The following is a 20,844-nucleotide window of genomic DNA, read 5'->3' on the forward strand; positions in this document are numbered from 1 at the left end:
ATCATGCCGGCGAAAAATATAGAATGCGGGAAGCGTAGAAACATGAATCGGTCCAATCAAAAAAGGTGATGGTGTAAGTCGGGCGTTACTATGCCCTGACGCTAACACGCATCTAAAGCTCAATTCAAATTATTGATACATCAAGCAGAGGCTGATCAGTGCGCTTCGGCCCAGTTTTGCCCCTGACCCGCATCCACCGTCAGTTTGACGTCCAGATGTACAACCGGGTCAGCCGCGCCTTCCATCACAGTGCGCGCCGCGTCGATCAGATCATCGACGGCACTGTCTTCGACCTCGAACAACAATTCATCGTGCACCTGCAACAGCATGGCAGCGGGCAAATCGGCAATCGCATCCGGCATGCGGATCATGGCGCGCCGGATCACGTCGGCCGCGGTGCCTTGGATCGGTGCGTTGATCGCGGCCCGTGCCGCAAAGCCTGCGTGCGGCCCCTTGGCCCCTATGTTTGGCGTGTGAATCTTGCGCCCGAACAGCGTCTGGACAAACCCATGTTCCTTGGCGAACGCCTTGGTGTCGTCCATATAGGTGCGGATGCCGGGGAAGCGTTCGAAATAGCGGTCGATGAACCCCTGCGCCTCGGCCCGCGGAATGCGCAGATTGCGCGCAAGGCCAAAGCCGGAGATGCCGTAGATGACCCCAAAATTGATCGCCTTGGCCTGACGTCTGATCTCTGGTGTCATCTCGTCCAGCGGCACGTCGAACATTTCCGAGGCCGTGAGCGCGTGGATGTCGATGCCATCGTCAAAGGCCTGCTTGAGTTCGGGAATCTTCGCGATATGCGCCAGAATGCGCAGTTCGATCTGTGAATAATCCAGCGCCACCAGCGTCTTGCCCGGCTCAGCAACAAAAGCCTCGCGGATGCGTCGCCCTTCCTCAGTCCGGATCGGGATGTTTTGCAGGTTCGGATCGGTCGAAGCGAGCCGCCCGGTGGACGCGCCCGCAATCGAATAAGACGTGTGGACCCGTCCCGTATCGGCGTTGATGTGATCTTGCAGCGCGTCAGTATAGGTCGATTTCAGCTTGCTGAGTTGCCGCCAGTCGAGGATGCGGCGTGGCAGTTCGTGCTCGGTCGCAAGATCTTCGAGCACATCGGCACCTGTGGCATAGGCCCCGGTCTTGCCTTTCTTGCCGCCCTCAATCCCCATCTCGTCAAACAGGATTTCGCCCAACTGCTTGGGCGAGCCGACGTTGAACTTGCGCCCCACCAGTTCGTAAATCTCATCCTCAAGCCCCGCCATTTTTTGCGCAAAGGCGTTGGACATGCGCGACAGCGTATCGCGGTCAACTTTGATGCCGGATCGCTCCATCGCTGCCAGTACTGGCACCATGGGTCGTTCGAGCGTTTCATAGACCTTTGTGACTTGCGCGCGGTGCAGTTGCGGCTTGAACTGCTGCCAGAGGCGCAGCGTGATATCCGCATCCTCAGACGCATATTTCACCGCATCCTCGATCGGAACCTGATCGAAGGTCTTGGCAGATTTGCCAGACCCCAACAACGGTTTGATCGGGATTGGGGTGTGGCCCAGATAGCGTTCGGACAGGGTATCCATGCCGTGATTGTGCAGCCCGCCATGCATCGCATAGCTCATCAACATGGTGTCATCGATGGGGGCGACGGTGATGCCGATCTGGGCAAAGATCTTGGCATCGTATTTCATGTTTTGCCCGATCTTGAGAATGCTGTCGTCCTCCAGCACAGGTTTCAGCATCTCAAGTGCAGTCTCCAGCGGCATCTGCCCATCGGACAGCGCGTCAGAGCCAAACAGATCATCCCCACCCTGTTTGTGGATCAACGGGATGTAACAGGCATGACCGGGATTCACGGCCAGCGAAATCCCAACCAGATCGGCGGTCATTTCATTGAGGCCGGTTGTTTCCGTATCCACGGCGACATAGCCGCGCTCGTAAATTAGGTCGATCCAGGTTTGCAGGGCCTTCGCGTCGCTGACGTGCTCATATGTGGCGGCCTCGAACTCCGGCGCATCGGGTGCATCCTCTGCTTCGGGCGCGGTCGGTTCCTTGATCTCGGGGGCTTCCACGCCAAGCTGGTCCGCAATCCGCTTGGTGAGGGTGCGAAATTCCATCTCGGCCAGAAACGGCATCAACTGATCGGGATGCGGGTCGCGCACCTCAAGATCGTCGAGGGTAAAGTCCAGCGGCGTCTCTTCATCAAGCAGGACCAGCTTGCGCGACAACCTGATTTGATCGGCATGTTCGATCAGCGTCTCACGGCGTTTGGGCTGTTTGATTTCTTCGGCCCGCTCCAAAAGCGAATCCAGATCGCCATATTCGTTGATCAGCAAGGCGGCGGTTTTGACGCCGATGCCGGGCGCGCCGGGTACGTTGTCAACGCTGTCCCCCGCCAGGGCCTGCACATCCACGACGCGGTCTGGATAGACACCGAATTTTTCGAACACGCCGTCGCGGTCGATCCGCTTGTTCTTCATTGCGTCCAGCATCTCGACCCCGTCGCCGACGAGTTGCATCAGATCCTTGTCCGACGAGATGATGGTGCAACGCCCCCCGGCGGCGCGGGCCTGCACCGCCAAAGTGGCAATGATGTCGTCGGCTTCGTAACCCTCTTTCTCCTTGCAGGCGATGTTGAACGCTTCGGTCGCCTGACGGGTCAGCGGAATTTGTGGGCGCAGGTCCTCGGGCATCGCATCGCGGTTGGCCTTGTACTGGTCGTACATGTCATTGCGGAAGGTGTGGCTGCCCTTGTCAAAGATCACAGCCACATGGGTGGGTGCATCCGGGCCAGTGTTCCCTTCGACGTACTTGTAAAGCATGTTGCAAAACCCGCTCACGGCCCCGATGGGCAGCCCATCGGATTTGCGGGTGAGGGGGGCAGGGCGTGGTAGGCGCGAAAAATAAAGGCCGACCCGTCGATCAGGTGCAGGTGACATCCCTTGCCGAAACTCATGTGCAAAACCCTCAAGTTCAAAAGCGCTGACCCATGATGTGCCACGAATCCGGTGGCGGGAAAAGCGGAAGGGTTTTTTAATCTGTTTGAGGCAAATGTGCGGTCATGAATGTGCAAATGCCGATCAGCGACATCACTGACATCCTTGGTCAGCAGGCGGATGCGACGGGCATCCCGGCGCGGGTGGAATTGCTGCGCGGGGTTGAGATGTTGCGCGCCAACTGCGCCCGCGTCGGACTTTATGCGGCATTGGGGATGCTGGTTGAGGGCGAAGCCGATTTTGACCACTGCACGAATGGTATCCGGCGGGCAATGCCGGGTGTTCACGCGGCGCTTGATTTGCTGATCGGTACGCAACCCGTGCCAGGAATTGATCCGTCGGCACTCGAATGGGTGCGCAGTGTCGGGGTTGAGATGAAGGAAAGCTGCGACACGATGCGCAGGTTTGTTGCCGCGACCTCCGATCTTGAACAGCGGCACCTCGACCGGTCCATGACGATGGAAATCGTGTTGCACTACACCCATTTCGCCGCTGGGGATTTCAATGCACATTTCGCCGCCCTGGTGAACCGTCTGGGCGCCGATCTGCGGTCGATCCGCGAGGCGCGCCAGAACGGAGCAGAGGCAACAGGGGAAACCGCCCGTGCCGCGCTGAAAGAGATCAGCGAGATTTCACGCCATGTCGGTCTGATCGCGATCAATGCCTCGATCGAGGCGGCGCATGTCGGCGATCAGGGCAAAGGATTTGCGATCATCGCATCCGAAATCCGCGAGTTGTCCTCAAAGATCGAAGAGGCCAATACGCGCGTTCAGGGACAGGTGGATGCGTTGATTCAGACCATCGAACAGTCCTGAGGCAACTTGTTTTCAGGCGTCTTCGCTTAGCACGTATTTGCAATCGCAATAAGGGCATTCAACCCACCCGGTATCTTCCGGAATTTGCAGCCAGACACGCGGATGCCCCAGCGCCCCTTCGCCGCCGTCGCAGGCAATGCGCCGGGTGTCGACAGTCTTGGTCTCGGGGGCGTCGATGGTCATGGTGTCGATCCTGTTTGCGGCGCATCTGCGCGAATGTTTATGCGCCAAGCCAAACAGGCAGGCAAGGGCTAAGCGTCGCGATCCACCCGTGCTTGATAACAGTTGTTGCGCGCCGAGCGGACGTGGATATAGGCCACGTCGGGATTTGCAAAAATGGCGTCCAGCCGGTCCTGCAGTTCTGGTGTCGGGCTGACCACGCCCGTGCCGTAGACGATGCGATCATCCTGCGAATACCCCTTGATCAGGTAGTCGGGCGAAGTGCGCAAAACTTCCGGCAAAATGTGGCCACCGCCACGCGCGCAATCCTCAGCACATAAGAAGATCGGGCCGACTTCGGCATACGGATGCGTGCCGACAAAGGGTTTATGGGCGAGAACCAGCATCTCGGCACCTTTCGGAATGTCGCGCAGGCAGTGTCGGCAGGGGTTGGCGGCCCCATCGCTGATCTTGCGTTCAGGCATGTTGCCAAAGGCATCCAGACCGCCTTTGCGATAGGCGGTGACAACGTCAGTGGGCAGTGCGGTGAATACGGGCATGATGGATCTCCGTTTCAGACAATTCTGTCGGATCACCGGTGCCCGTGCGACCCGAATGATGCGCAACCCTGTTTCTCTGATCAAGAAAGACCCCGGGGACGCGCGCCAGCGCGGGGCAGAGTCCCTCTGACACTTCAAATGAGAACAAAACAAGAATATAGTAGCCCTCTGCCACAGCCGAATCTGCAAAAATATGTTTGTCGAACTGTCTGCCACATCCAATTTTACCTTCCTCACCGGGGCGTCCCACCCCGAGGAATACATGGCCCGTGCGGCCCTTCTGGGGATGGAAGCGCTGGCAATTGCAGACGACAATTCGGTGGCCGGTATCGTCCGGGCGCACACGGAGGCGCGCAGCATCGCGCGCAGCGTGAAGGAGCGGCGGGATTTCGACGCGATCCACGGTCTTGTCGGCCCGCCGAAACCCGAACACCTTCCCGACCCGCCGCGCGCACCGGTCACGGCCACGCCACGTCTGATCCCGGGCGCGCGCCTTTTGTTCAGGGACGGGGCACCGGTCACGGCCATTCCAAAGAACCGGGCAGGTTGGCGCAGTCTCTGCCGCATCATCTCGCGCGGACGACTGGCGGCGGAAAAGGGGCACTGTGATCTCACCCTGCGCGACCTTGAGGATTTCGCGGACGGGCTTCACCTGCTCCTCTGGCCACAGGCGCAAACGATGACGGGCGGCGCGTGCGATTGGGTGACACAGGCGAAACGGCTGTCGCGCCGCTTTGCCGGGAACATGCATGTGCTGATGGTGCCGCGCTATGACGGGCGGGACACTGTGCACTTTGACCACATCACCGATCAGGCGCAGCGCCTCGGGTTGCAGACCGTCGCCTCGGCTGCGCCCCGCATGCACCATGGTGCCCGGCGCAAGCTGGCGGATGTGGTCACTGCTGTGCGCCTGAAATGCCGGGTCGACGATCTGGGTCGCAATGCCCTGGCCAATGGCGAAGGGCGCCTGCGCGGCGAGGCGGACATGCTGCGTATCTTTGCGGGCCACGAGGATGCGGTGCACCGCACGTCGGACCTGGCCAAAACGCTGACCTTTTCGCTGGACGAGCTGCGCTATGAATACCCTTCCGAAATCAGCGAGAATGAAACGCCGGGACAACGGCTTGAACGGCTTGCCTATGAGGGGCTCAAATGGCGTTACCCTGCAGGTGCCCCCGAAAAGGCACAGACCCTATTGCGCCATGAACTGACCCTGATCGGCAAGCTGAACTACGCGCCTTACTTCCTCACCGTGCGCGACATCGTTCATTTCGCCCGCTCCCGCAATATTCTGTGCCAGGGGCGCGGGTCGGCGGCCAATTCGGTGGTGTGTTACTGCCTTGGCATCACCTCTGTCAGCCCGGAAATGGGCACCATGGTGTTCGAACGCTTCGTCAGCGAGGCGCGCGACGAACCGCCCGATATCGACGTGGATTTCGAACATGAACGGCGCGAAGAGGTGATCCAGAACATCTATGAAACCTATGGTCGGGAACGCGCTGGCCTGTGTGCGACAGTTGTCCATTACCGGGGCAAGCGCGCCATCCGCGAGGTCGGCCGCGCCATGGGGCTCTCCGAGGACACGATTTCGGCGCTGTCCTCGCAGCTTTGGGGTTTCTTCTCGACCAAGGGGCTTGAGGCCGAGCGCATGGCCGAAATCGGCCTCGATTTCCGCGACAAGCGGCTGCGCCAGACGATCGAACTGGTCTATGAGATCAACGGCTTTCCCCGCCATCTCAGCCAGCATGTCGGCGGGTTCATCATCACCGAAGGGCGGCTGGATGAACTTGTTCCCATCGAGAATGCGACGATGGAAGACCGCACCGTCATCTGCTGGGACAAGGACGATATCGACAGCCTTGGCATCCTCAAGATCGACGTGCTGTCACTGGGCATGCTGACCTGCATCCGCAAGGCGTTTGATCTGCTCAAGATGCACCACCAGCGCGACTACACCCTCGCGACGCTGCCCCCTGAAGATCCGCGCGTCTATGACATGCTTTGCGAGGCCGACAGCATCGGCGTCTTTCAGGTGGAATCACGCGCACAGATGAACTTTCTGCCCCGGATGCGCCCGCGCAATTTCTACGATCTGGTGATCGAGGTGGCGATCATCCGACCGGGGCCCATTCAGGGCGACATGGTGCACCCCTATATCCGGCGCAGGAACGGAGAGGAGGAGGTGTCTTTCCCCTCGGACGAATTGGGCGCGGTGCTGGGCAAGACGCTGGGCGTACCGCTGTTTCAGGAACAGGCGATGCAGATCGCCATCGTGGGGGCCAATTTCACCCCTGATCAGGCAGATCGGCTGCGCCGCTCGCTTGCCACGTTCAAGAAACATGGGTCAGTCAGTGCATTCCGCGCCCTGTTCCTGCGCGGCATGCGCAAGAACGGGTACGAAGATGACTTTGCCGAGCGCTGCTTTTCCCAGATTGAGGGCTTTGGCTCTTACGGCTTCCCCGAAAGCCATGCGGCCTCGTTCGCGCTTCTGGTCTACGCCTCAAGCTGGATCAAATGCCACCATCCGGGCATCTTCGCCTGCGCGCTGCTCAATTCACAGCCCATGGGCTTTTATGCGCCCGCCCAGATCGTGCGGGATGCGCGTGAACACGGGGTGACGGTGCGCCCCATCTGCATCAATGCCAGCTTCTGGGACAACGTGATGGAACCCGACGGGCAGGGTGGGCTGGCCCTGCGCCTTGGCTTTCGCCAGATCAAGGGGTTAAGCGAGGAAGATGCCACATGGATCACAGCGGCGCGCGGCAACGGCTACCAGTCGGTGCGCGACGTGTGGCGGCGCGCAGGACTGGGGCCGCAGGTGCTGGTGCGGCTGGCCGAGGCGGATGCCTTTGGCACTGTGGGGATCAGCCGCCGCGACGCGTTGTGGGAGGCCAAGGCGCTGGCCCCGGGCGAGGCGTTGCCCCTGTTTGCGCGCGATATCGATGGTGAAGTCGTGGACGAACCCGCCGCGCTGCTGCCTGAAATGACATTGGGCGAGGAGGTGGTGGAGGATTACGTCGCAACCCGCCTGACCCTGCGCGCGCACCCCGTGGCCCTGCTGCGCCATGTCCTGACACCGGGGTCGGCAGAGGTGAAGGTTCTAACCACAGACGCCCGCGCACCGGACCTGTCCCGGATCAGCTTTACCCGCGGCAACCCGGATTGAGGTGAGATGAAAAGCGTTTACTTGAGAAGCTCTTGCAAAAGACGGATTTCCATCTCGATTTCTTCACGCACAGCATCTGCTACCTTTGATCCAGCTCGTCTGCGTTGTTTTACGGCTTCGCGAAAACTGTTTGTTGCCAATTCAATGTGCAAAAGAGTAGCAGCTTCGAGACTGTCCGCATCTTTGCCTTGAGATGCACTCGGTTCAAAACGCGGGGTATCTTTGCCCTCTGCAATGGCCTGACGTTCAGAGGTGTAAACATCCAACGCTTCATGCAATCGCTGGACAGTGCTTTCTCGCACCGAACCACCAGACATGTATGTTTTGATTGTGTTAACGCTCAGGCCGGTGCGACGGCTTAGTTCCGCGTTGCTCATCGCAACCTTAGACTTTCTAGCCGCAAATTGCGCAAGAGACCTGTCAAAAGACCTGTCAATATTAGGAGCCATGTTTGCCCTATGCCTCATTTTTTTTGCGCGTTTCGCGCTGTTTATATTCAAACATATAGAGGGTCAGCCGAATCGACATCCAGTCAAAAAGATGAATCTGGTGTAACTTTACTGCTGCTGTTGTCAAAATTCATCGCTGCGTCGTCTCTCTGGGCTACAATATGTAGTGATAAGCCATATGTAAACTGTATATTTGATACTGCAAAACAGAAAGTACTTTAAGTATCAGCAAAAAGAGGCCTATTTTTGCTGTACGGCCCAACGGTTCCACCTGCTAGGATTTTGCCGTCAGGCCGGCTGACGAAATCAGCGCTGACAGTGTAGCACGTTCCCTTTGATAAGGCACCTGCGTCGGCGCAAACCCGCGAAAGGGGTTTGACCATGAAACGAAATCGCTCACTCAATGCCTTAGCCTTTGGTGGTGCTGCCGCACTATTATTCCAAGCGGTGCAAAACTTGTTCCCTGAGTTGGTCAAGTACATACCGGTCAATGAAAGCTCCTTTGTCCAGTCGGCTGCTATCATGCTCGGGGCTTTGGCCATCAGCGTCATTGTCGAAACCATTTGGCCGCCAGCAGACGAAATGGACCAAGGCGATCAGGACGGCAAAAACGGCCATCCACCTGTCGTCTAAACAAGCAATTGGGGCGCCGTACAACTCGCGGGCGCCCCATCTTTTATTCCAAGTGCTCAACCTGGTGCAGGAAACCGCTGCCGCAGGCTGAACGCATCTGGCGACACCCCATTCCGACGCAGTCGCCCCAACCTGTCCCATGCCTCTTCCGGAGACACCCGTTCACCCCGGGGCACCCACCACAGGGCCAGCGTCGCTCCCTCTGAACGATCCACCCAGCCCTTGAGCTTGCGAATGCCCTCGGCATGCAGCGGCTCGCGATAGGCAAAGCGCTGCATCTCGGCCAGATCGCGCCACCCGGCCATGGTCATGATATGCAGATTGTCCTCGGTCGCGTGCGTCCGCTGCGCCAGAATGTCCGTCATCTCCAGATAGCGCCCATCGGGGCTGCGCGCGCCGTGGTTGTGCCAGAACATATCGCCGTCCAGCTTGGCCTGCGCGAACACCAATGGCAACAGGCCAAAGAAATACTGCGCATTGGGGTGATCCGCGCTGAACGGACCAATCGGGCGCACCACGTTCAGGTGTACCAGCATGTGTTCGCTCATCTGCACCCTCCTTGCTGCCGGGAAACTGTAAAGACCTTGCCTGATCGGGCAAGCGTTCTTCCCAAGCCTGATCCTGCACGCTAGAAGTCTGGCGATATGAAAAACAAAGGGCACTTTCGCATATGGCACCCCCGAAACCCGTCGTTTTGTGCATCCTTGATGGTTGGGGGCTGCGCGAAGAGACGTCTGGCAACGCCCCGGTGCTTGCCAACACGCCGACCTATGACGACATCATGGCAACCTGCCCCAACGCCACGCTGATCACCCACGGCCCCGATGTGGGCCTGCCCCGCGGGCAGATGGGCAATTCCGAGGTCGGGCACACCAACATCGGTGCAGGACGCGTCGTGGCCATGGACCTTGGCCAGATCGATCTGGCAATTGAGGACGGATCATTTTTTCACAACAAGCAACTGACCGCATGGATCGACTCGATCAAAGAGACGGACGGGCGCGCGCACCTGATGGGTGTGATGTCAGATGGTGGCGTGCACGGGCATATCGATCACATGGTTGCGGCGGCCAAGGCCTGCACGGATGCCGGGCTGACAGTGCTGATCCATGCCATCACGGATGGGCGCGACGTGCCCCCCAAGTCCGCGTTGAACTACCTTGAAGCGCTCAACACTGCCTTGCCCAAGGGCGCACGCATCGTCACCGTAACTGGGCGCTATTTCGCCATGGATCGTGACAATCGATGGGATCGCGTGGAAACGGCTTTTGCCGCGATGGTGCGCGCCAAGGGGACCGTCAAGGAAAGCGCGTCAGATGCGATTGAAGCGGCCTATGCCGACGACAAGACGGATGAATTCATCCCGGCGACGGTGATGGACGGCTACAAGGGGGCCAAGGACGGGGACGGCCTGTTTTGCCTGAATTTCCGCGCAGATCGGGCGCGAGAGATCATGGCCGCGCTGGGCGATCCGGGTTTTGACGCCTTTGATACGTCCGGACGCCCCGAATGGGCCGGATTGATGGGCATGGCGGATTACTCCGAAGCGCATCGGGCCTACATGACCACGGTTTATCCCAAGCCTGAAATCGTGAACACGCTGGGCGCTTGGGTCGCCAAGGCCGGTCTGCGCCAATTCCGCTTGGCCGAGACCGAGAAGTACCCACACGTCACCTTCTTTCTGAACGGGGGCGAGGAAACGCCCGAAGACGGGGAAGACCGCGCCATGCCCAAATCGCCGAGCGTGGCGACCTATGATATGCAACCCGAGATGTCGTCGGTTGAGGTCACGGACAGGTTCATCGACGCGATCAAGTCGGGGTATGATCTAATCGTGGTGAATTATGCCAACCCGGACATGGTCGGCCATACCGGTGATCTTGATGCCGCGATTGCCGCATGTGAGGCGGTGGATCAGGGGCTTGCCCGCGTCCTGCCGGTGCTGAAAGAGGCAGGTGGCGCGATGATCCTGACGGCCGATCATGGCAACTGCGAGGTGATGGTCGACCCGGACACCGGGGCGCCCCACACCGCCCACACCACCAATCTGGTGCCCGTCGCGCTGATTGGCGCTGAGGGAACGTTGAACGCAGGGCGGCTTGCCGATCTTGCGCCGACCCTGTTGCACCTGATGGGGCTGGAACAGCCTGTGGAAATGACAGGGCAAAACCTGATCGCATGAGACGCCTCGTTGTTCTTGCCGTCTGCTTGCTTGCCGCCCCTGTGTCCGCGCAGGACGAGGCGGGTGATCTTGCGCGTGCTGCGGGCAAATTGCTCGAAACGGCGTCGGTTCAGTTGGATGAGGCGACAAGTGCGCGGGACCGTGTGCGTGCCCTCACACAGACGGTTCAGGCCTACGAGGCGGGATTGTCCGCGATGCGCGCGGGTCTGCGCCGCGCCGCCATTCGCGAGGCGCAATTGCGCGGTCAGCTTGAATCGCGAGATGCGGAAATCGCGCAACTGCTTGCCGTTTTGCAGACCCTGACACCCGGGCAGGCACCCACTGCCTTCCTGCATCCCGATGGCCCAAACGGCACGGCGCGGGCAGGTATGTTGTTGGCTGAATTGACCCCTGCGCTCAACCAGCGGGCGGAACGCCTGCGCCGTGATCTGAGCGATGTCGAAGGGTTGCGCCTGTTGCAGCAGCAGGCTGCCGAGCAGTTGCAACTGGGGCTGAGCGACGTGCAATCCGCGCGTGCCGCCTTGAACCAGGCGATGGCCAACCGAACCGACCTGCCCCAGCGGTTTACCCAAGACCCGGTGCGCACCGCGATCCTGATCGACTCGTCCGAAACACTGGATGCATTTTCCAGCGGGCTTACCGAAATTGCGGCAGACGATGTCGGCTGGTCCCCACCCGATATCGACGATCAGATCGGATCATTGCCGCTGCCGGTGCGTGGGCTGGTCCTGCGCAGCGCAGGCGAGCCGGACGCCGCCGGGGTGACACGGCCCGGCATTTTGCTCGCCACGCGGCCCGGTGCGCTTGTCACGGCACCGACGGCGGCCACGTTGCGCTATGTCGGCCCGCTTCTGGATTTCGGATCGGTGACGATTCTCGAACCCCGACCCGGCACCCTGATCGTCCTTGCGGGCATGGGCGTCAGCTATGGTGAGGCGGGTCAAATCATCGCAGCGGGCACGCCTTTGGGCCTCATGAGTGGGCTTCCCGGGCAAGATGGCGCAGATGCATTGTCAACTCGTGGTGAAGGGGGTGGCGCTGACCGCTCGGAAACGCTCTATATAGAAGTCAGACAGGACGATGTGCCATTGGACCCTCAAACGTGGTTCAGCATTGACAAGGATGGATAAACGGGAATGAAAAAATTCGTTATGGCCGCAATGGGCGGTACGTTGGCAGGTGCCATCGCAACGACGCAGATTGCAGGACCATTGCTGGCCCAGGAAAGCAGCGCGAACGCCGGTGTCTACGAACAGCTTGATCTGTTCGGTGACATATTCGAGCGCATCCGCAGCCAATATGTCGAGGAAGTCGAGCCCGGCGAACTGATCGAAGCGGCGATTGACGGGATGCTGACATCGCTTGACCCGCATTCCAGCTACCTTTCCCCGGATGATGCAGCACAGATGCAGGTGCAGACCCGTGGCGAATTCGGCGGCCTCGGCATCGAAGTCACGCAGGAAGAAGGGTTCATCAAAGTCGTCTCACCCATCGACAGCACCCCTGCCGCGGAGGCGGGCATTGAGGCGGGCGATTTCATCACCCATGTGGACGGAGAGTCGATGTTGGGCTTTACCCTTGACGAAGCTGTCGAGCGGATGCGCGGCCCTGTCGGCTCCGAGATCATCATCACCGTCGTGCGTGAGGGCGAGACCGAACCGTTCGATGTGCCGATTGTGCGCGACACCATCGAACTGCAGGCCGTGCGCGCGCGCACCCAAGGCGAAACCGTTGTGCTGCGGATCACGACCTTCAACGACAAGACAACGCCCAACCTGATCTCCAAGCTTGAGGAAGAAGTCGAAAACCTCGGCGGCATGGACAATGTCGACGGCTTTGTCCTTGATCTGCGCAACAACCCCGGCGGATTGCTCACACAGGCGATCAGGGTGTCGGATGCGTTCCTTGAAAAGGGAGAGATCGTATCGACCCGTGGCCGTGCGCCCGAAGATGGCGACCGCTTTAACGCGACGCCGGGCGATCTGGCAATGGGCAAACCGATTGTCGTTTTGATCAACGGCGGGTCCGCGTCGGCCTCTGAAATTGTGGCTGGGGCATTGCAGGATCACCGCCGCGCCATCGTCGTAGGCACCAAGAGCTTTGGCAAAGGGTCCGTGCAGACGGTAATGCCGCTGCGCGGTGAAGGGGCGATGCGTCTGACCACGGCGCGCTATTACACGCCATCGGGCCGGTCGATCCAATCCCTTGGTGTCAGCCCGAACATCGTCGTCGAACAGCCACGTCGTGCTCCCAACACCGGGGAAGAGGATGAACCGGCAAGTGCCGTCGGCCAACGCTCCGAAGCGGACCTGCGCGGCAGCCTGAACAACGACAGTCTGAGCGAAGACGAAATTCGCCAGATCGAAGAGGACCGCGCCAAGGCCGAAGCTGCCGCCGCCCTGCGGGAAGAGGACTATCAACTGGCCTATGCCATCGACATCCTCAAAGGGCTGAATGCCCTTGGTCCGGAAGACTAGAGAGATCAACGGCGCGTCTTATCCGGGGCGCGCCGGGTTACAACGTGATCTCATGCGGGGTCAGTTGCGTCCAATCGAACTCCACCCCGATCCCCGGTATGTCCGGTGCGACCGCCATGTGATCCTCGATCACAAGAGGTCGTTTTGTGTAGCGGTCGATTGGAAAGCTGTGCACTTCCAGCCAACCGCCATGGGCTTGTGAGGACACCAGCGACACGTGCAGTTCCTGCATGCCATGGCTGCAGACCGGCACCCCTGCCTCTGCCGCCATCTCTGCTACCTTTAGCCATCCGGTGATCCCAAGGCAGTTGGACGCATCAGGCTGGATGAAATCCACATGCGGCAGGGCGCGCGCAAATTCGTGCATGGTGTGCAGGTTTTCGCCTTGTGACACCGGCACGCCGGTCGCCGCGCGGATCGTCGCGTACTCCCCGTAAGCGTCGGGGATGATGGGTTCCTCGAACCACGTGATGTCATAGGGTTTGAACGCCTGGGCCATCGCAATGGCCTGATCGACGGTCATTGAATAATTGGCATCGACCATGAACTTCACATCCGGACCAATCAGGTCGCGCACGGCTTTGATGCGTGTCAGGTCTTCTGCTTGCGTAGGCTGGCCGATCTTGATTTTGACCGCGTTGTGGCCGCGATCAAGGTAGCTTTGGATGCTGTCGAGTAGCTTGGGCAGGTCAAAGCCCAGATCAATCCCGCCTGCATAAGCACGGCAGCGATCCGACGCGCTGCCAGCGGCCTTGAGCAGCGACTGCCCTGCCCCTTTCAACCGCGCATCCCACAGCGCGATATCGACCGCTGAAAGCGCAAAGCTGAGGATGCCACCCCGGCCCACATAGTGCATGTGCCAGTCCATCGCTTCGGTCAACGCCTCGACGTTTTCAGCGTCCTGCCCGAGCAGAAATGGCGCAAGATCATGGGTGATCATCGCCGCCATCGCATGCCCGCCGCGCCCGCCATTATAAGTGTAGCCGGTGCCTGTGCGCCCGTCCGATAGGGTGACGGTCGCGGTCACCAGATGAAAATGGCTGTGGTCCCCGTGCTTTGCATCGACCAGGATTTCGTCCAGCGGCACCGCAAAAAGGCGCGCGGTGACGTCTGTGATCCTAGCCATTGAGATGCGCTGTTTCAGGCACCGGAGTGTGCACTTTATCAGTTGTCAAATGCGCGATCAGATTGTCCACGACCAGCGCGCCCATGGCCGCACGGGTTTCGTGTGTCGCAGACCCCACATGGGGCAACAGCACGACATTCGACATGGATTTGAGCGCGTCGGGTATCTTCGGCTCTGCCTCGAACACATCCAGCGCGGCATAGCCCAACCGCCCGTCTTGCAGCGCCTGCACCATGGCGGACTCGTCCACAACTGATCCGCGCGACACATTGATCAACGTGCCTTCAGGCCCCAGCGCATTCATCACCTCCTCATTGACGATCCGGTGGGTCGACGGACCTCCCGGCGTGATGCAGATCAGCACCTCGACTGCCGATGCCATTTCAGTCAGGCTGGCGTGATAGGTGTAGGGCACATCCTTCTTGGTGCGGGTGTGGTAGTGGATTTCGGCGTTGAACGCCTCCAGCTTGTCGGCAATCGCCTGCCCGATGCGGCCAAGCCCAAGGATACCAACACGCCGATTGTCCGCGCTGCGCGACAGCGGGGCACCACCCTTTTCCCAATCGCCCGAACGGGCGTGCGCCTCGTCATGCAGGAAATTGCGGAAACTGGCGAGCATTAAGAGGATTGTGGTGCTGGCCACTTCGGCGTTCAGCACATCGGGGGTGTGGGTGACCAGTATGCCGCACTCCGCCGCCGCCTTGGTGTCGATGGCGTCATAGCCAACACCATAACAGCTGACCATTTTAAGGTTAGGGCACGCTGCCATCACGTCTGCGGGCACCCCGTCATGGCCGTTTGTGGCGATATGAGTGATCGCATCCGCCGGATAGGCGCTTTCGCTCAGTTTGTGGATGGTGAAATGCTCGGCCAGACGGTCACGCATGGTATCGGTGATGCCACCGATTTGGAGAAGATCAGGCATCCATCTTCACTTCCTGGCGCTGGCGGCCCAGCCCCTCGATTTCCAACTCCATCACGTCGCCCACATTCAGGTAGGTCGGCGGCTTCATCCCCATGCCCACACCGGGGGGCGTCCCGGTGGTGATGATGTCGCCGGGATGCAGGGTCATCAGCCCGCTCAGATGTTCGATGATCTCAGCCACGGTAAAGATCATGGTGGCGGTGTTGCCGGTCTGCATCCGCTTGCCATTTACATCCAGCGACATGGCGAGGTTTTGCGGGTCGGACACCTCGTCACGGGTCACAAGATACGGACCCGTAGGGCCGAAGGTGTCGCAGGATTTTCCCTTGGTCCACTGACCTGTCAACTGGGTTTGGAAATGCCGCTCGGACACGTCATTGATGACACAATACCCCGCCACATAATCCAGCGCGTTTTCCTTGCTGACATATTTGGCCTCTGTGCCGATGACGACGCCCAGCTCGACTTCCCAATCGGTGTGAGTAGAGCCGCGCGGCTTCACGACATCATCGAACGCACCGACAACCGCCGAGTTAGCCTTGAAAAACAGGATCGGGTGTTCGGGGATCGCAGCGCCCGTTTCAGCGGCATGGTCGGAATAGTTCAGACCGATGCATAGGAACTTGCCGAAATGGCCAACGCAGGCACCAAGACGGGGATTGCCGCTGACCTCCGGCAAGGTGGTCGGATCAATGCTGCGCAACCGGTCAAGCGTTTCGTCATTCAGCGTATCGCCTGTGACGTCATCGATCACGCCGGACAGATCGCGCAGCGTGTCGCCGTCCATCATGCCCGGTCTTTCGCTCCCTACGTCACCGTATCTTACGAGTTTCATATGCGTGCCTTTCTAGTGATTGTCGCGCGGCATATGACGCCGCGATATGTCCTGATACTCCGCTGCTCCGCGCAGCGTCATGCCTTCGTCAAAGCGGCCAACGCGGTCGCGGAATATTTCCTGCCACGGGCTTTGATCAGCCGGAACCGGAAAGCCGCCTGCCGCGAGGATCGCTTCGGCGCGTGCCTGCAGCACTGTGTCATCAACAAGCATGTCAGCTGTGCATTTGCGCAAATCGATCCGCACAGTGTCGCCGGTCTGCAAAAGCGCAAGGCCGCCACCATCCGCCGCCTCGGGTGAGGCGTTGAGGATGGAAGGAGACCCGGATGTACCGGATTGCCGGCCATCGCCGACACAGGGCAGGGCCTTAATCCCTTTCTTGAGCAGATACGATGGCGGTCGCATATTCACCACTTCGGCGCCCCCGGGATAGCCCTTGGGGCCCGCACCGCGCATGAACAGGATGCAGGTGTCGTCGATATTCTCGGACGGATCGTCGATACGATGGTGGAAATCCTCGGGTCCGTCAAAAACGACGGCGCGCCCTTCGAACGCTTCGGGATCATCCGGGTTCGACAAATAGCGTTCGCGGAACGCGTCGCTGATCACGGAAGTTTTCATGATCGCGCTGTCAAACAGGTTGCCCTTGAGGTTGATAAAGCCTGCATACTCTTTCATCGGCTCGGACACGGGGCGGATCACGCGGGTGTCTTCGCTGCGCAGCGCGCCGCAATTTTCGCGCATCGTCTTGCCATTGACTGTCATCGCGTCTGGATAGGGCAGCACGTCAGCGGCGATCAGTTCGCCGATCACGGCAGGAACCCCGCCTGCGTGTTGATAGTCTTCGCCCAGATACTCGCCCGCAGGCTGCATATTGACGATCAGCGGCACCTTGTGCCCGACCTTTTGCCAGTCATCATTGTCGAGAGGGACGCCAAGGTGACGCGCAATACCATTGAGGTGGATGGGCGCGTTGGTCGAACCGCCGATGGCCGAGTTGATGACGATGGTATTCTCGAATGCCTCGCGCGTCATGATGTCGGACGGGCGCAGGTCTTCCCACACCATCTCGACCACGCGCCGCCCTGTTTCATAGGCCATCTGCCCACGCTCGCGATAGGGCGCGGGGATGGCAGCGGCACCGGGCAGTTGCATGCCAAGCGCTTCTGCAAGGCTGTTCATTGTCGTCGCGGTGCCCATGGTGTTGCAATATCCGACCGACGGAGCGGAAGAGGCGACAAGCTCCATGAAACCGTCATCGTCAATTTCGCCCGCGGCCAGCATTTCGCGCGCCTTCCAGACGATTGTGCCCGACCCTGTGCGTTCACCGCGGAACCAGCCGTTCAGCATCGGGCCGACTGACAGCGCGACGGCGGGGATGTTCACAGTCGCCGCGGCCATCAGCAGGGCGGGCGTGGTTTTGTCACAACCGATGTTCAGCACAACGCCGTCGAGCGGATAGCCAAACAGCGTCTCGACTAGGCTGAGATAAGCAAGGTTGCGGTCCAGCATGGCCGTCGGGCGCTTGCCCGTCTCCTGAATCGGGTGCACGGGCACCTCGATACACGTCCCTCCGGCGGCGATGATCCCATCGCGCACGCGCTTACTCAGTTCAAGGTGATGGCGATTACAGGGCGACAAATCACTGCCCGTCTGCGCGATGCCGATGATCGGTTTACCGGACTGCAGCTCCGCCCGCGTGAGGCCGTAGTTCAGATACCGCTCAAGATACAGTGCGGTCATTTCTGGATTGTCAGGGTTCATGAACCACTTGCGTGACCGCAGATCTTCGATTCCGATTTTCTTGCTCATTGGCCTGACCAACCTCCGTCGATGATGTGGGGATGCCCTGTGGTGAACCCGCTATCGTCACTGGCAAGGTAGACAACCAGCGCCGCGATCTCATCCGCCGTGGCGACGCGGCCCATCGGCTGACGCGATACGAATTGTTTCAGCGCTTCGTCGTAGCTGCCAAGCTCTTCACCCAGCGCCTTGACGCGATCATGCCAGCTGGGGCTTTCGACCGTGCCAGGGCAGATACAGTTGCAGCGGATGCCCTGATTGATGAAATCGAGGGCCACGGATTTGGTCATCCCGATCACGGCCGCCTTGGTGGTGCCATAGATGAACCGGTTGGGCGCGCCGATCACGGAAGAACAGGCGGACGACATGTTGATGATGGACCCTGCGCCGCGTTCGACCATGCCCGGCAGCGCGGCGCGTATCGTGCGCAGCATGGAGCGGACATTGAGGTCAAAGGCGAAATCCCATTCGGCGTCCGTGGCGTCTAGCACCGTGCCGTGGTGCACAAAACCGGCGCAGTTGAACAGAACGTCGGGTTTTGCCCGCGCCACTCCCTCTGCGACACTGGCGTCATCCAGCGCGTTAAGGGCAAATGACTCTACTCCGTCAGGCATGTCCGTTAGAAGATCGGCATTCACATCCGTGGCAAAGACTTTTGCGCCCTCTGCGGCCATTGCAATCGCGCTTGCGCGGCCAATGCCTTGCCCTGCGGCTGTCACAAGTGCGCGCTTTCCGTCCAAACGGCCCATAGTCTCCCCCATTCTCATCAGGTGTTGCGCATCGCCAATGGCTGCGTTTTGGTAGGACCGTAGGACAAGCCGTTCGCGTTGACCAGACGTCACGGCAAAATGGGAGGATGAAGGATGGCGACGCAAAAGGTGGCCCTGCTTGGGACCGGGTTGATGGGCTTTCCGATGGCGCGAAATCTGGCGCAGGCGGGCATCCCGCTGACTGTCTGGAACCGGACTCGGGCCAAGGCCGAACCGCTGAGCGCGTTTGGTGCAGAGGTCGTCGACACCACTTCCCAGGCCGTCACCGGGGCAGACGTCATCATCACGATGATGAGTGATGGGCCGACCGTTTTGTCCGTGATCGAAGAGGTGAAAGAGGCGCTGAGCGACGGTGCATTGTGGATCGACATGTCCTCGACCAAACCCGGCGAGGCCCGCGCGCAGGCCGAGGCACTGGCCGCCGCTGGCGTGGCGCATATCGATGCCCCTGTGTCGGGTGGCACCAAGGGGGCCGAGGCGGCAAGCCTTGCTATCATGGTGGGTGGTCCGGCAGATGCCGTGGCCCGCGCGACCCCTGTTCTGAGTGTGATGGGGCGCCCCGTCCATGTCGGTCCTTCCGGGACGGGTCAGCTGTCAAAGCTGTGCAACCAGACAATCGTCGCCGTGACCATCGGGGCCGTCGCCGAGGCGATGTTGCTGGCCGAGGAGGGGGCGCAGACCCTGCCGCCTTGCGCGCTGCCCTCAAGGGCGGCTTTGCCGACAGCACGATTTTGCAGCAGCATGGTGAGCGCATGACAACCGGAAATTTCGAACCTGGCGGACTTTCGAAATTTCAGCTCAAGGACCTCGACAATGTGCTGGTCGAAGCCGAATCAGCGAACCTGAAACTGCCGATGACCCAAGGGGTGCGCGACCGCTTTGCGCATTTCGTCGATAACATGGACGGTGCAGACAAGGACCATTCGGGCCTGTATCTCGAATTGCGTGCGCGCAACGGGATGGACACGTGATGCGCGTTCTCATTCTGGGTGGTGGCGGCATGGTGGGTCAGAAACTGGCTCACAAGCTTGAGGCCGAAGGGCTGGATGGAACCCCAGTGCAACTCACCTTGCACGACATCGCCTTTCCCGAAGGCGGCGCGGGTACTGACCGCCGTATGGGCAACCTTTCGGTGGCAGCGGAAGGGGCCGCGCTGGCCGCTGAACGCTTCGATTTGATCTATTTCCTCGCTTCCATCGTGTCGGGTGAAGCCGAGATAAACTTTGACCTTGGCTGGCAGACCAACCTCTGGCCGATGTGGCATTTCCTTGAGGCCTTGCGCGCCCAGCACCGCGCGACGAGGGGCGAGTATGTTCCGCGGGTTGTGTTTACCTCGTCCATCGCGGTGTTTGGCGGGCCGTACCCGGACAAGATCGGGGATGAGTTCCTAACCTCTCCCCAAACCAGCTATGGCGCCCAAAAAGCGTCCTGCGAATTGCTGGTGCAGGATTTCTCTCGCAAAGGGTTCATCGACGGGATGTCCCTGCGTCTGCCGACGATTTGCGTGCGACCGGGCAAGGCGAACCTTGCCGCATCGTCGTTTTTCTCGGCGATTATCCGCGAACCGTTGGACGGGATGGAGGCGGTGCTGCCCGTGCCGGATACCGTCCGTCACTGGCACGCTTCTCCAAAGTCGGCGGCGGGTTTTCTGACCCATGCGGCGGGCCTCGATACCGCCAAGCTGGACGGTCGGCGCGCACTGAACCTGCCGGGGATCAGTTGCACCGTGGCCGAACAGATCGAAGCGCTGCGCGATGTGGCAGGCAACAATGTGGTGGCCCTGATCAAGCCGCAACCGGACGCGGCCGTTGCCAAAATCGTGGAAGGCTGGCCGCGCAACTTCGCACCTGACCGGGCGAAGGCACTGGGATTCAAGGCGGAGAATACGTTCCGCGAAATCATAGATGTTTACGTGGCGGAGGATCTGCCGGGGCGCTGAGGGGCGCGCGAAGACAGTTGC

The 20,844-nt window shown here is 60.1% G+C and carries 18 protein-coding genes and 1 pseudogene; 9 read left to right on the top strand and 10 right to left on the bottom strand.

Annotation, left to right across the window (positions count from 1 at the left end; all coding sequences use genetic code 11):
• Positions 1 to 155: 155 nt before the first annotated feature.
• Positions 156 to 2,944: pseudogene (gene polA / locus ACERZ8_RS06435) on the bottom strand (DNA polymerase I).
• Positions 2,945 to 3,049: 105 nt separating this feature from the next.
• Here polA and ACERZ8_RS06440 point away from each other — a divergent pair.
• A complete protein-coding gene (locus tag ACERZ8_RS06440; RefSeq protein ID WP_407591374.1) occupies positions 3,050 to 3,799 on the top strand; it encodes a methyl-accepting chemotaxis protein in 750 nt (249 codons plus the stop codon).
• A 12-nt stretch (positions 3,800 to 3,811) separates the two neighbouring features.
• Here ACERZ8_RS06440 and ACERZ8_RS06445 read toward each other — a convergent pair whose 3' ends face one another.
• Together ACERZ8_RS06445 and ACERZ8_RS06450 are read right to left on the bottom strand one after the other, a co-directional pair.
• On the bottom strand, positions 3,812 to 3,982 hold the full coding sequence (locus tag ACERZ8_RS06445; protein ID WP_407591375.1) for a zinc-finger domain-containing protein: 171 nt from the start codon (positions 3,980 to 3,982) through the stop codon (positions 3,812 to 3,814).
• Between the two features lie 68 nt (positions 3,983 to 4,050).
• Complete coding sequence (locus tag ACERZ8_RS06450; RefSeq protein WP_407591376.1) at positions 4,051 to 4,518, bottom strand: DUF1203 domain-containing protein; 468 nt, start codon at positions 4,516 to 4,518, stop codon at positions 4,051 to 4,053.
• Between the two features lie 193 nt (positions 4,519 to 4,711).
• Here ACERZ8_RS06450 and ACERZ8_RS06455 point away from each other — a divergent pair, with 193 nt between their 5' ends.
• Positions 4,712 to 7,684: an error-prone DNA polymerase gene (locus ACERZ8_RS06455; protein WP_407591378.1), complete on the top strand. Its 2,973-nt coding sequence runs from the start codon at positions 4,712 to 4,714 to the stop codon at positions 7,682 to 7,684.
• A 17-nt stretch (positions 7,685 to 7,701) separates the two neighbouring features.
• On the opposite strand, the gene ACERZ8_RS06460 is transcribed toward ACERZ8_RS06455, so the two are convergent.
• A complete protein-coding gene (locus ACERZ8_RS06460; protein WP_407594185.1) occupies positions 7,702 to 8,151 on the bottom strand; it encodes a helix-turn-helix domain-containing protein in 450 nt (149 codons plus the stop codon).
• Positions 8,152 to 8,514: 363 nt separating this feature from the next.
• Between ACERZ8_RS06460 and ACERZ8_RS06465 the strand changes: the two genes are divergently transcribed.
• A complete protein-coding gene (locus ACERZ8_RS06465) occupies positions 8,515 to 8,766 on the top strand; it encodes a hypothetical protein (RefSeq protein WP_407591379.1) in 252 nt (83 codons plus the stop codon).
• A gap of 56 nt (positions 8,767 to 8,822) precedes the next feature.
• Here the strand turns inward: ACERZ8_RS06465 and ACERZ8_RS06470 are convergent, their stop codons facing one another.
• Positions 8,823 to 9,314: a DUF3291 domain-containing protein gene (locus tag ACERZ8_RS06470; RefSeq protein ID WP_407591380.1), complete on the bottom strand. Its 492-nt coding sequence runs from the start codon at positions 9,312 to 9,314 to the stop codon at positions 8,823 to 8,825.
• 122 nt (positions 9,315 to 9,436) lie between these two features.
• On the opposite strand from ACERZ8_RS06470, the gene gpmI reads away from it, so the two are divergent.
• The 3 genes from gpmI to ACERZ8_RS06485 are packed head-to-tail and all read left to right on the top strand — an operon-like array spanning position 9,437 to position 13,425.
• Complete coding sequence (gene gpmI, locus ACERZ8_RS06475; RefSeq protein WP_407591381.1) at positions 9,437 to 10,948, top strand: 2,3-bisphosphoglycerate-independent phosphoglycerate mutase; 1,512 nt, start codon at positions 9,437 to 9,439, stop codon at positions 10,946 to 10,948.
• Positions 10,945 to 12,078: a murein hydrolase activator EnvC family protein gene (locus ACERZ8_RS06480; protein WP_407591382.1), complete on the top strand. Its 1,134-nt coding sequence runs from the start codon at positions 10,945 to 10,947 to the stop codon at positions 12,076 to 12,078. Before gpmI ends, ACERZ8_RS06480 begins: the two co-directional genes overlap by 4 nt.
• Positions 12,079 to 12,084: 6 nt before the next feature.
• The gene (locus ACERZ8_RS06485) at positions 12,085 to 13,425 is read left to right on the top strand and encodes a S41 family peptidase (protein ID WP_407591384.1); all 1,341 of its coding nucleotides are present in this window, start codon (positions 12,085 to 12,087) and stop codon (positions 13,423 to 13,425) included.
• 37 nt (positions 13,426 to 13,462) lie between these two features.
• Here the strand turns inward: ACERZ8_RS06485 and ACERZ8_RS06490 are convergent, their stop codons facing one another.
• Genes ACERZ8_RS06490 through ACERZ8_RS06510 form a run of 5 tightly spaced genes read right to left on the bottom strand, consistent with a single transcriptional unit; the run spans position 13,463 to position 18,863 of the window.
• Positions 13,463 to 14,551, bottom strand: a complete 1,089-nt coding sequence (locus ACERZ8_RS06490; protein WP_407591385.1) for a mandelate racemase/muconate lactonizing enzyme family protein — start codon at positions 14,549 to 14,551, stop codon at positions 13,463 to 13,465.
• The gene (locus ACERZ8_RS06495) at positions 14,544 to 15,476 is read right to left on the bottom strand and encodes a 2-hydroxyacid dehydrogenase (RefSeq protein WP_407591386.1); all 933 of its coding nucleotides are present in this window, start codon (positions 15,474 to 15,476) and stop codon (positions 14,544 to 14,546) included. The genes ACERZ8_RS06490 and ACERZ8_RS06495 overlap by 8 nt, the downstream gene beginning before the upstream one ends.
• Entirely contained in the window at positions 15,469 to 16,311 is an 843-nt protein-coding gene (locus ACERZ8_RS06500) for a fumarylacetoacetate hydrolase family protein (RefSeq protein WP_407591387.1), read from the bottom strand. Before ACERZ8_RS06500 ends, ACERZ8_RS06495 begins: the two co-directional genes overlap by 8 nt.
• A 12-nt stretch (positions 16,312 to 16,323) precedes the next feature.
• Complete coding sequence (locus ACERZ8_RS06505) at positions 16,324 to 18,123, bottom strand: IlvD/Edd family dehydratase (protein WP_407591389.1); 1,800 nt, start codon at positions 18,121 to 18,123, stop codon at positions 16,324 to 16,326.
• Positions 18,120 to 18,863: an SDR family oxidoreductase gene (locus ACERZ8_RS06510; protein WP_407591391.1), complete on the bottom strand. Its 744-nt coding sequence runs from the start codon at positions 18,861 to 18,863 to the stop codon at positions 18,120 to 18,122. Before ACERZ8_RS06510 ends, ACERZ8_RS06505 begins: the two co-directional genes overlap by 4 nt.
• Before the next feature lie 114 nt (positions 18,864 to 18,977).
• Between ACERZ8_RS06510 and ACERZ8_RS06515 the strand changes: the two genes are divergently transcribed.
• The 3 genes from ACERZ8_RS06515 to denD are packed head-to-tail and all read left to right on the top strand — an operon-like array spanning position 18,978 to position 20,823.
• Complete coding sequence (locus tag ACERZ8_RS06515; protein ID WP_407591392.1) at positions 18,978 to 19,640, top strand: NAD(P)-dependent oxidoreductase; 663 nt, start codon at positions 18,978 to 18,980, stop codon at positions 19,638 to 19,640.
• Positions 19,574 to 19,855, top strand: a complete 282-nt coding sequence (locus ACERZ8_RS06520) for an NAD-binding protein (RefSeq protein WP_407591393.1) — start codon at positions 19,574 to 19,576, stop codon at positions 19,853 to 19,855. The genes ACERZ8_RS06515 and ACERZ8_RS06520 overlap by 67 nt, the downstream gene beginning before the upstream one ends.
• A complete protein-coding gene (denD, locus tag ACERZ8_RS06525; RefSeq protein WP_407591394.1) occupies positions 19,855 to 20,823 on the top strand; it encodes a D-erythronate dehydrogenase in 969 nt (322 codons plus the stop codon). The genes ACERZ8_RS06520 and denD overlap by 1 nt, the downstream gene beginning before the upstream one ends.
• Positions 20,824 to 20,844: the final 21 nt, after the last annotated feature.

The organism is Tateyamaria armeniaca (assembly GCF_045797845.1).
Lineage (GTDB): Bacteria > Pseudomonadota > Alphaproteobacteria > Rhodobacterales > Rhodobacteraceae > Tateyamaria > Tateyamaria armeniaca.

Bases quoted from the DNA above. Each gene is read 5' to 3' on its own strand.
- ACERZ8_RS06440 (WP_407591374.1), top strand. From the start codon at position 3,050: ATGAATGTGCAAATGCCGATCAGCGACATCACTGACATCCTTGGTCAG.
- ACERZ8_RS06445 (WP_407591375.1), bottom strand. From the start codon at position 3,982: ATGACCATCGACGCCCCCGAGACCAAGACTGTCGACACCCGGCGCATT.
- ACERZ8_RS06450 (WP_407591376.1), bottom strand. From the start codon at position 4,518: ATGCCCGTATTCACCGCACTGCCCACTGACGTTGTCACCGCCTATCGC.
- ACERZ8_RS06455 (WP_407591378.1), top strand. From the start codon at position 4,712: ATGTTTGTCGAACTGTCTGCCACATCCAATTTTACCTTCCTCACCGGG.
- ACERZ8_RS06460 (WP_407594185.1), bottom strand. From the start codon at position 8,151: ATGAGGCATAGGGCAAACATGGCTCCTAATATTGACAGGTCTTTTGAC.
- ACERZ8_RS06465 (WP_407591379.1), top strand. From the start codon at position 8,515: ATGAAACGAAATCGCTCACTCAATGCCTTAGCCTTTGGTGGTGCTGCC.
- ACERZ8_RS06470 (WP_407591380.1), bottom strand. From the start codon at position 9,314: ATGAGCGAACACATGCTGGTACACCTGAACGTGGTGCGCCCGATTGGT.
- gpmI (WP_407591381.1), top strand. From the start codon at position 9,437: ATGGCACCCCCGAAACCCGTCGTTTTGTGCATCCTTGATGGTTGGGGG.
- ACERZ8_RS06480 (WP_407591382.1), top strand. From the start codon at position 10,945: ATGAGACGCCTCGTTGTTCTTGCCGTCTGCTTGCTTGCCGCCCCTGTG.
- ACERZ8_RS06485 (WP_407591384.1), top strand. From the start codon at position 12,085: ATGAAAAAATTCGTTATGGCCGCAATGGGCGGTACGTTGGCAGGTGCC.
- ACERZ8_RS06490 (WP_407591385.1), bottom strand. From the start codon at position 14,551: ATGGCTAGGATCACAGACGTCACCGCGCGCCTTTTTGCGGTGCCGCTG.
- ACERZ8_RS06495 (WP_407591386.1), bottom strand. From the start codon at position 15,476: ATGCCTGATCTTCTCCAAATCGGTGGCATCACCGATACCATGCGTGAC.
- ACERZ8_RS06500 (WP_407591387.1), bottom strand. From the start codon at position 16,311: ATGAAACTCGTAAGATACGGTGACGTAGGGAGCGAAAGACCGGGCATG.
- ACERZ8_RS06505 (WP_407591389.1), bottom strand. From the start codon at position 18,123: ATGAGCAAGAAAATCGGAATCGAAGATCTGCGGTCACGCAAGTGGTTC.
- ACERZ8_RS06510 (WP_407591391.1), bottom strand. From the start codon at position 18,863: ATGGGCCGTTTGGACGGAAAGCGCGCACTTGTGACAGCCGCAGGGCAA.
- ACERZ8_RS06515 (WP_407591392.1), top strand. From the start codon at position 18,978: ATGGCGACGCAAAAGGTGGCCCTGCTTGGGACCGGGTTGATGGGCTTT.
- denD (WP_407591394.1), top strand. From the start codon at position 19,855: ATGCGCGTTCTCATTCTGGGTGGTGGCGGCATGGTGGGTCAGAAACTG.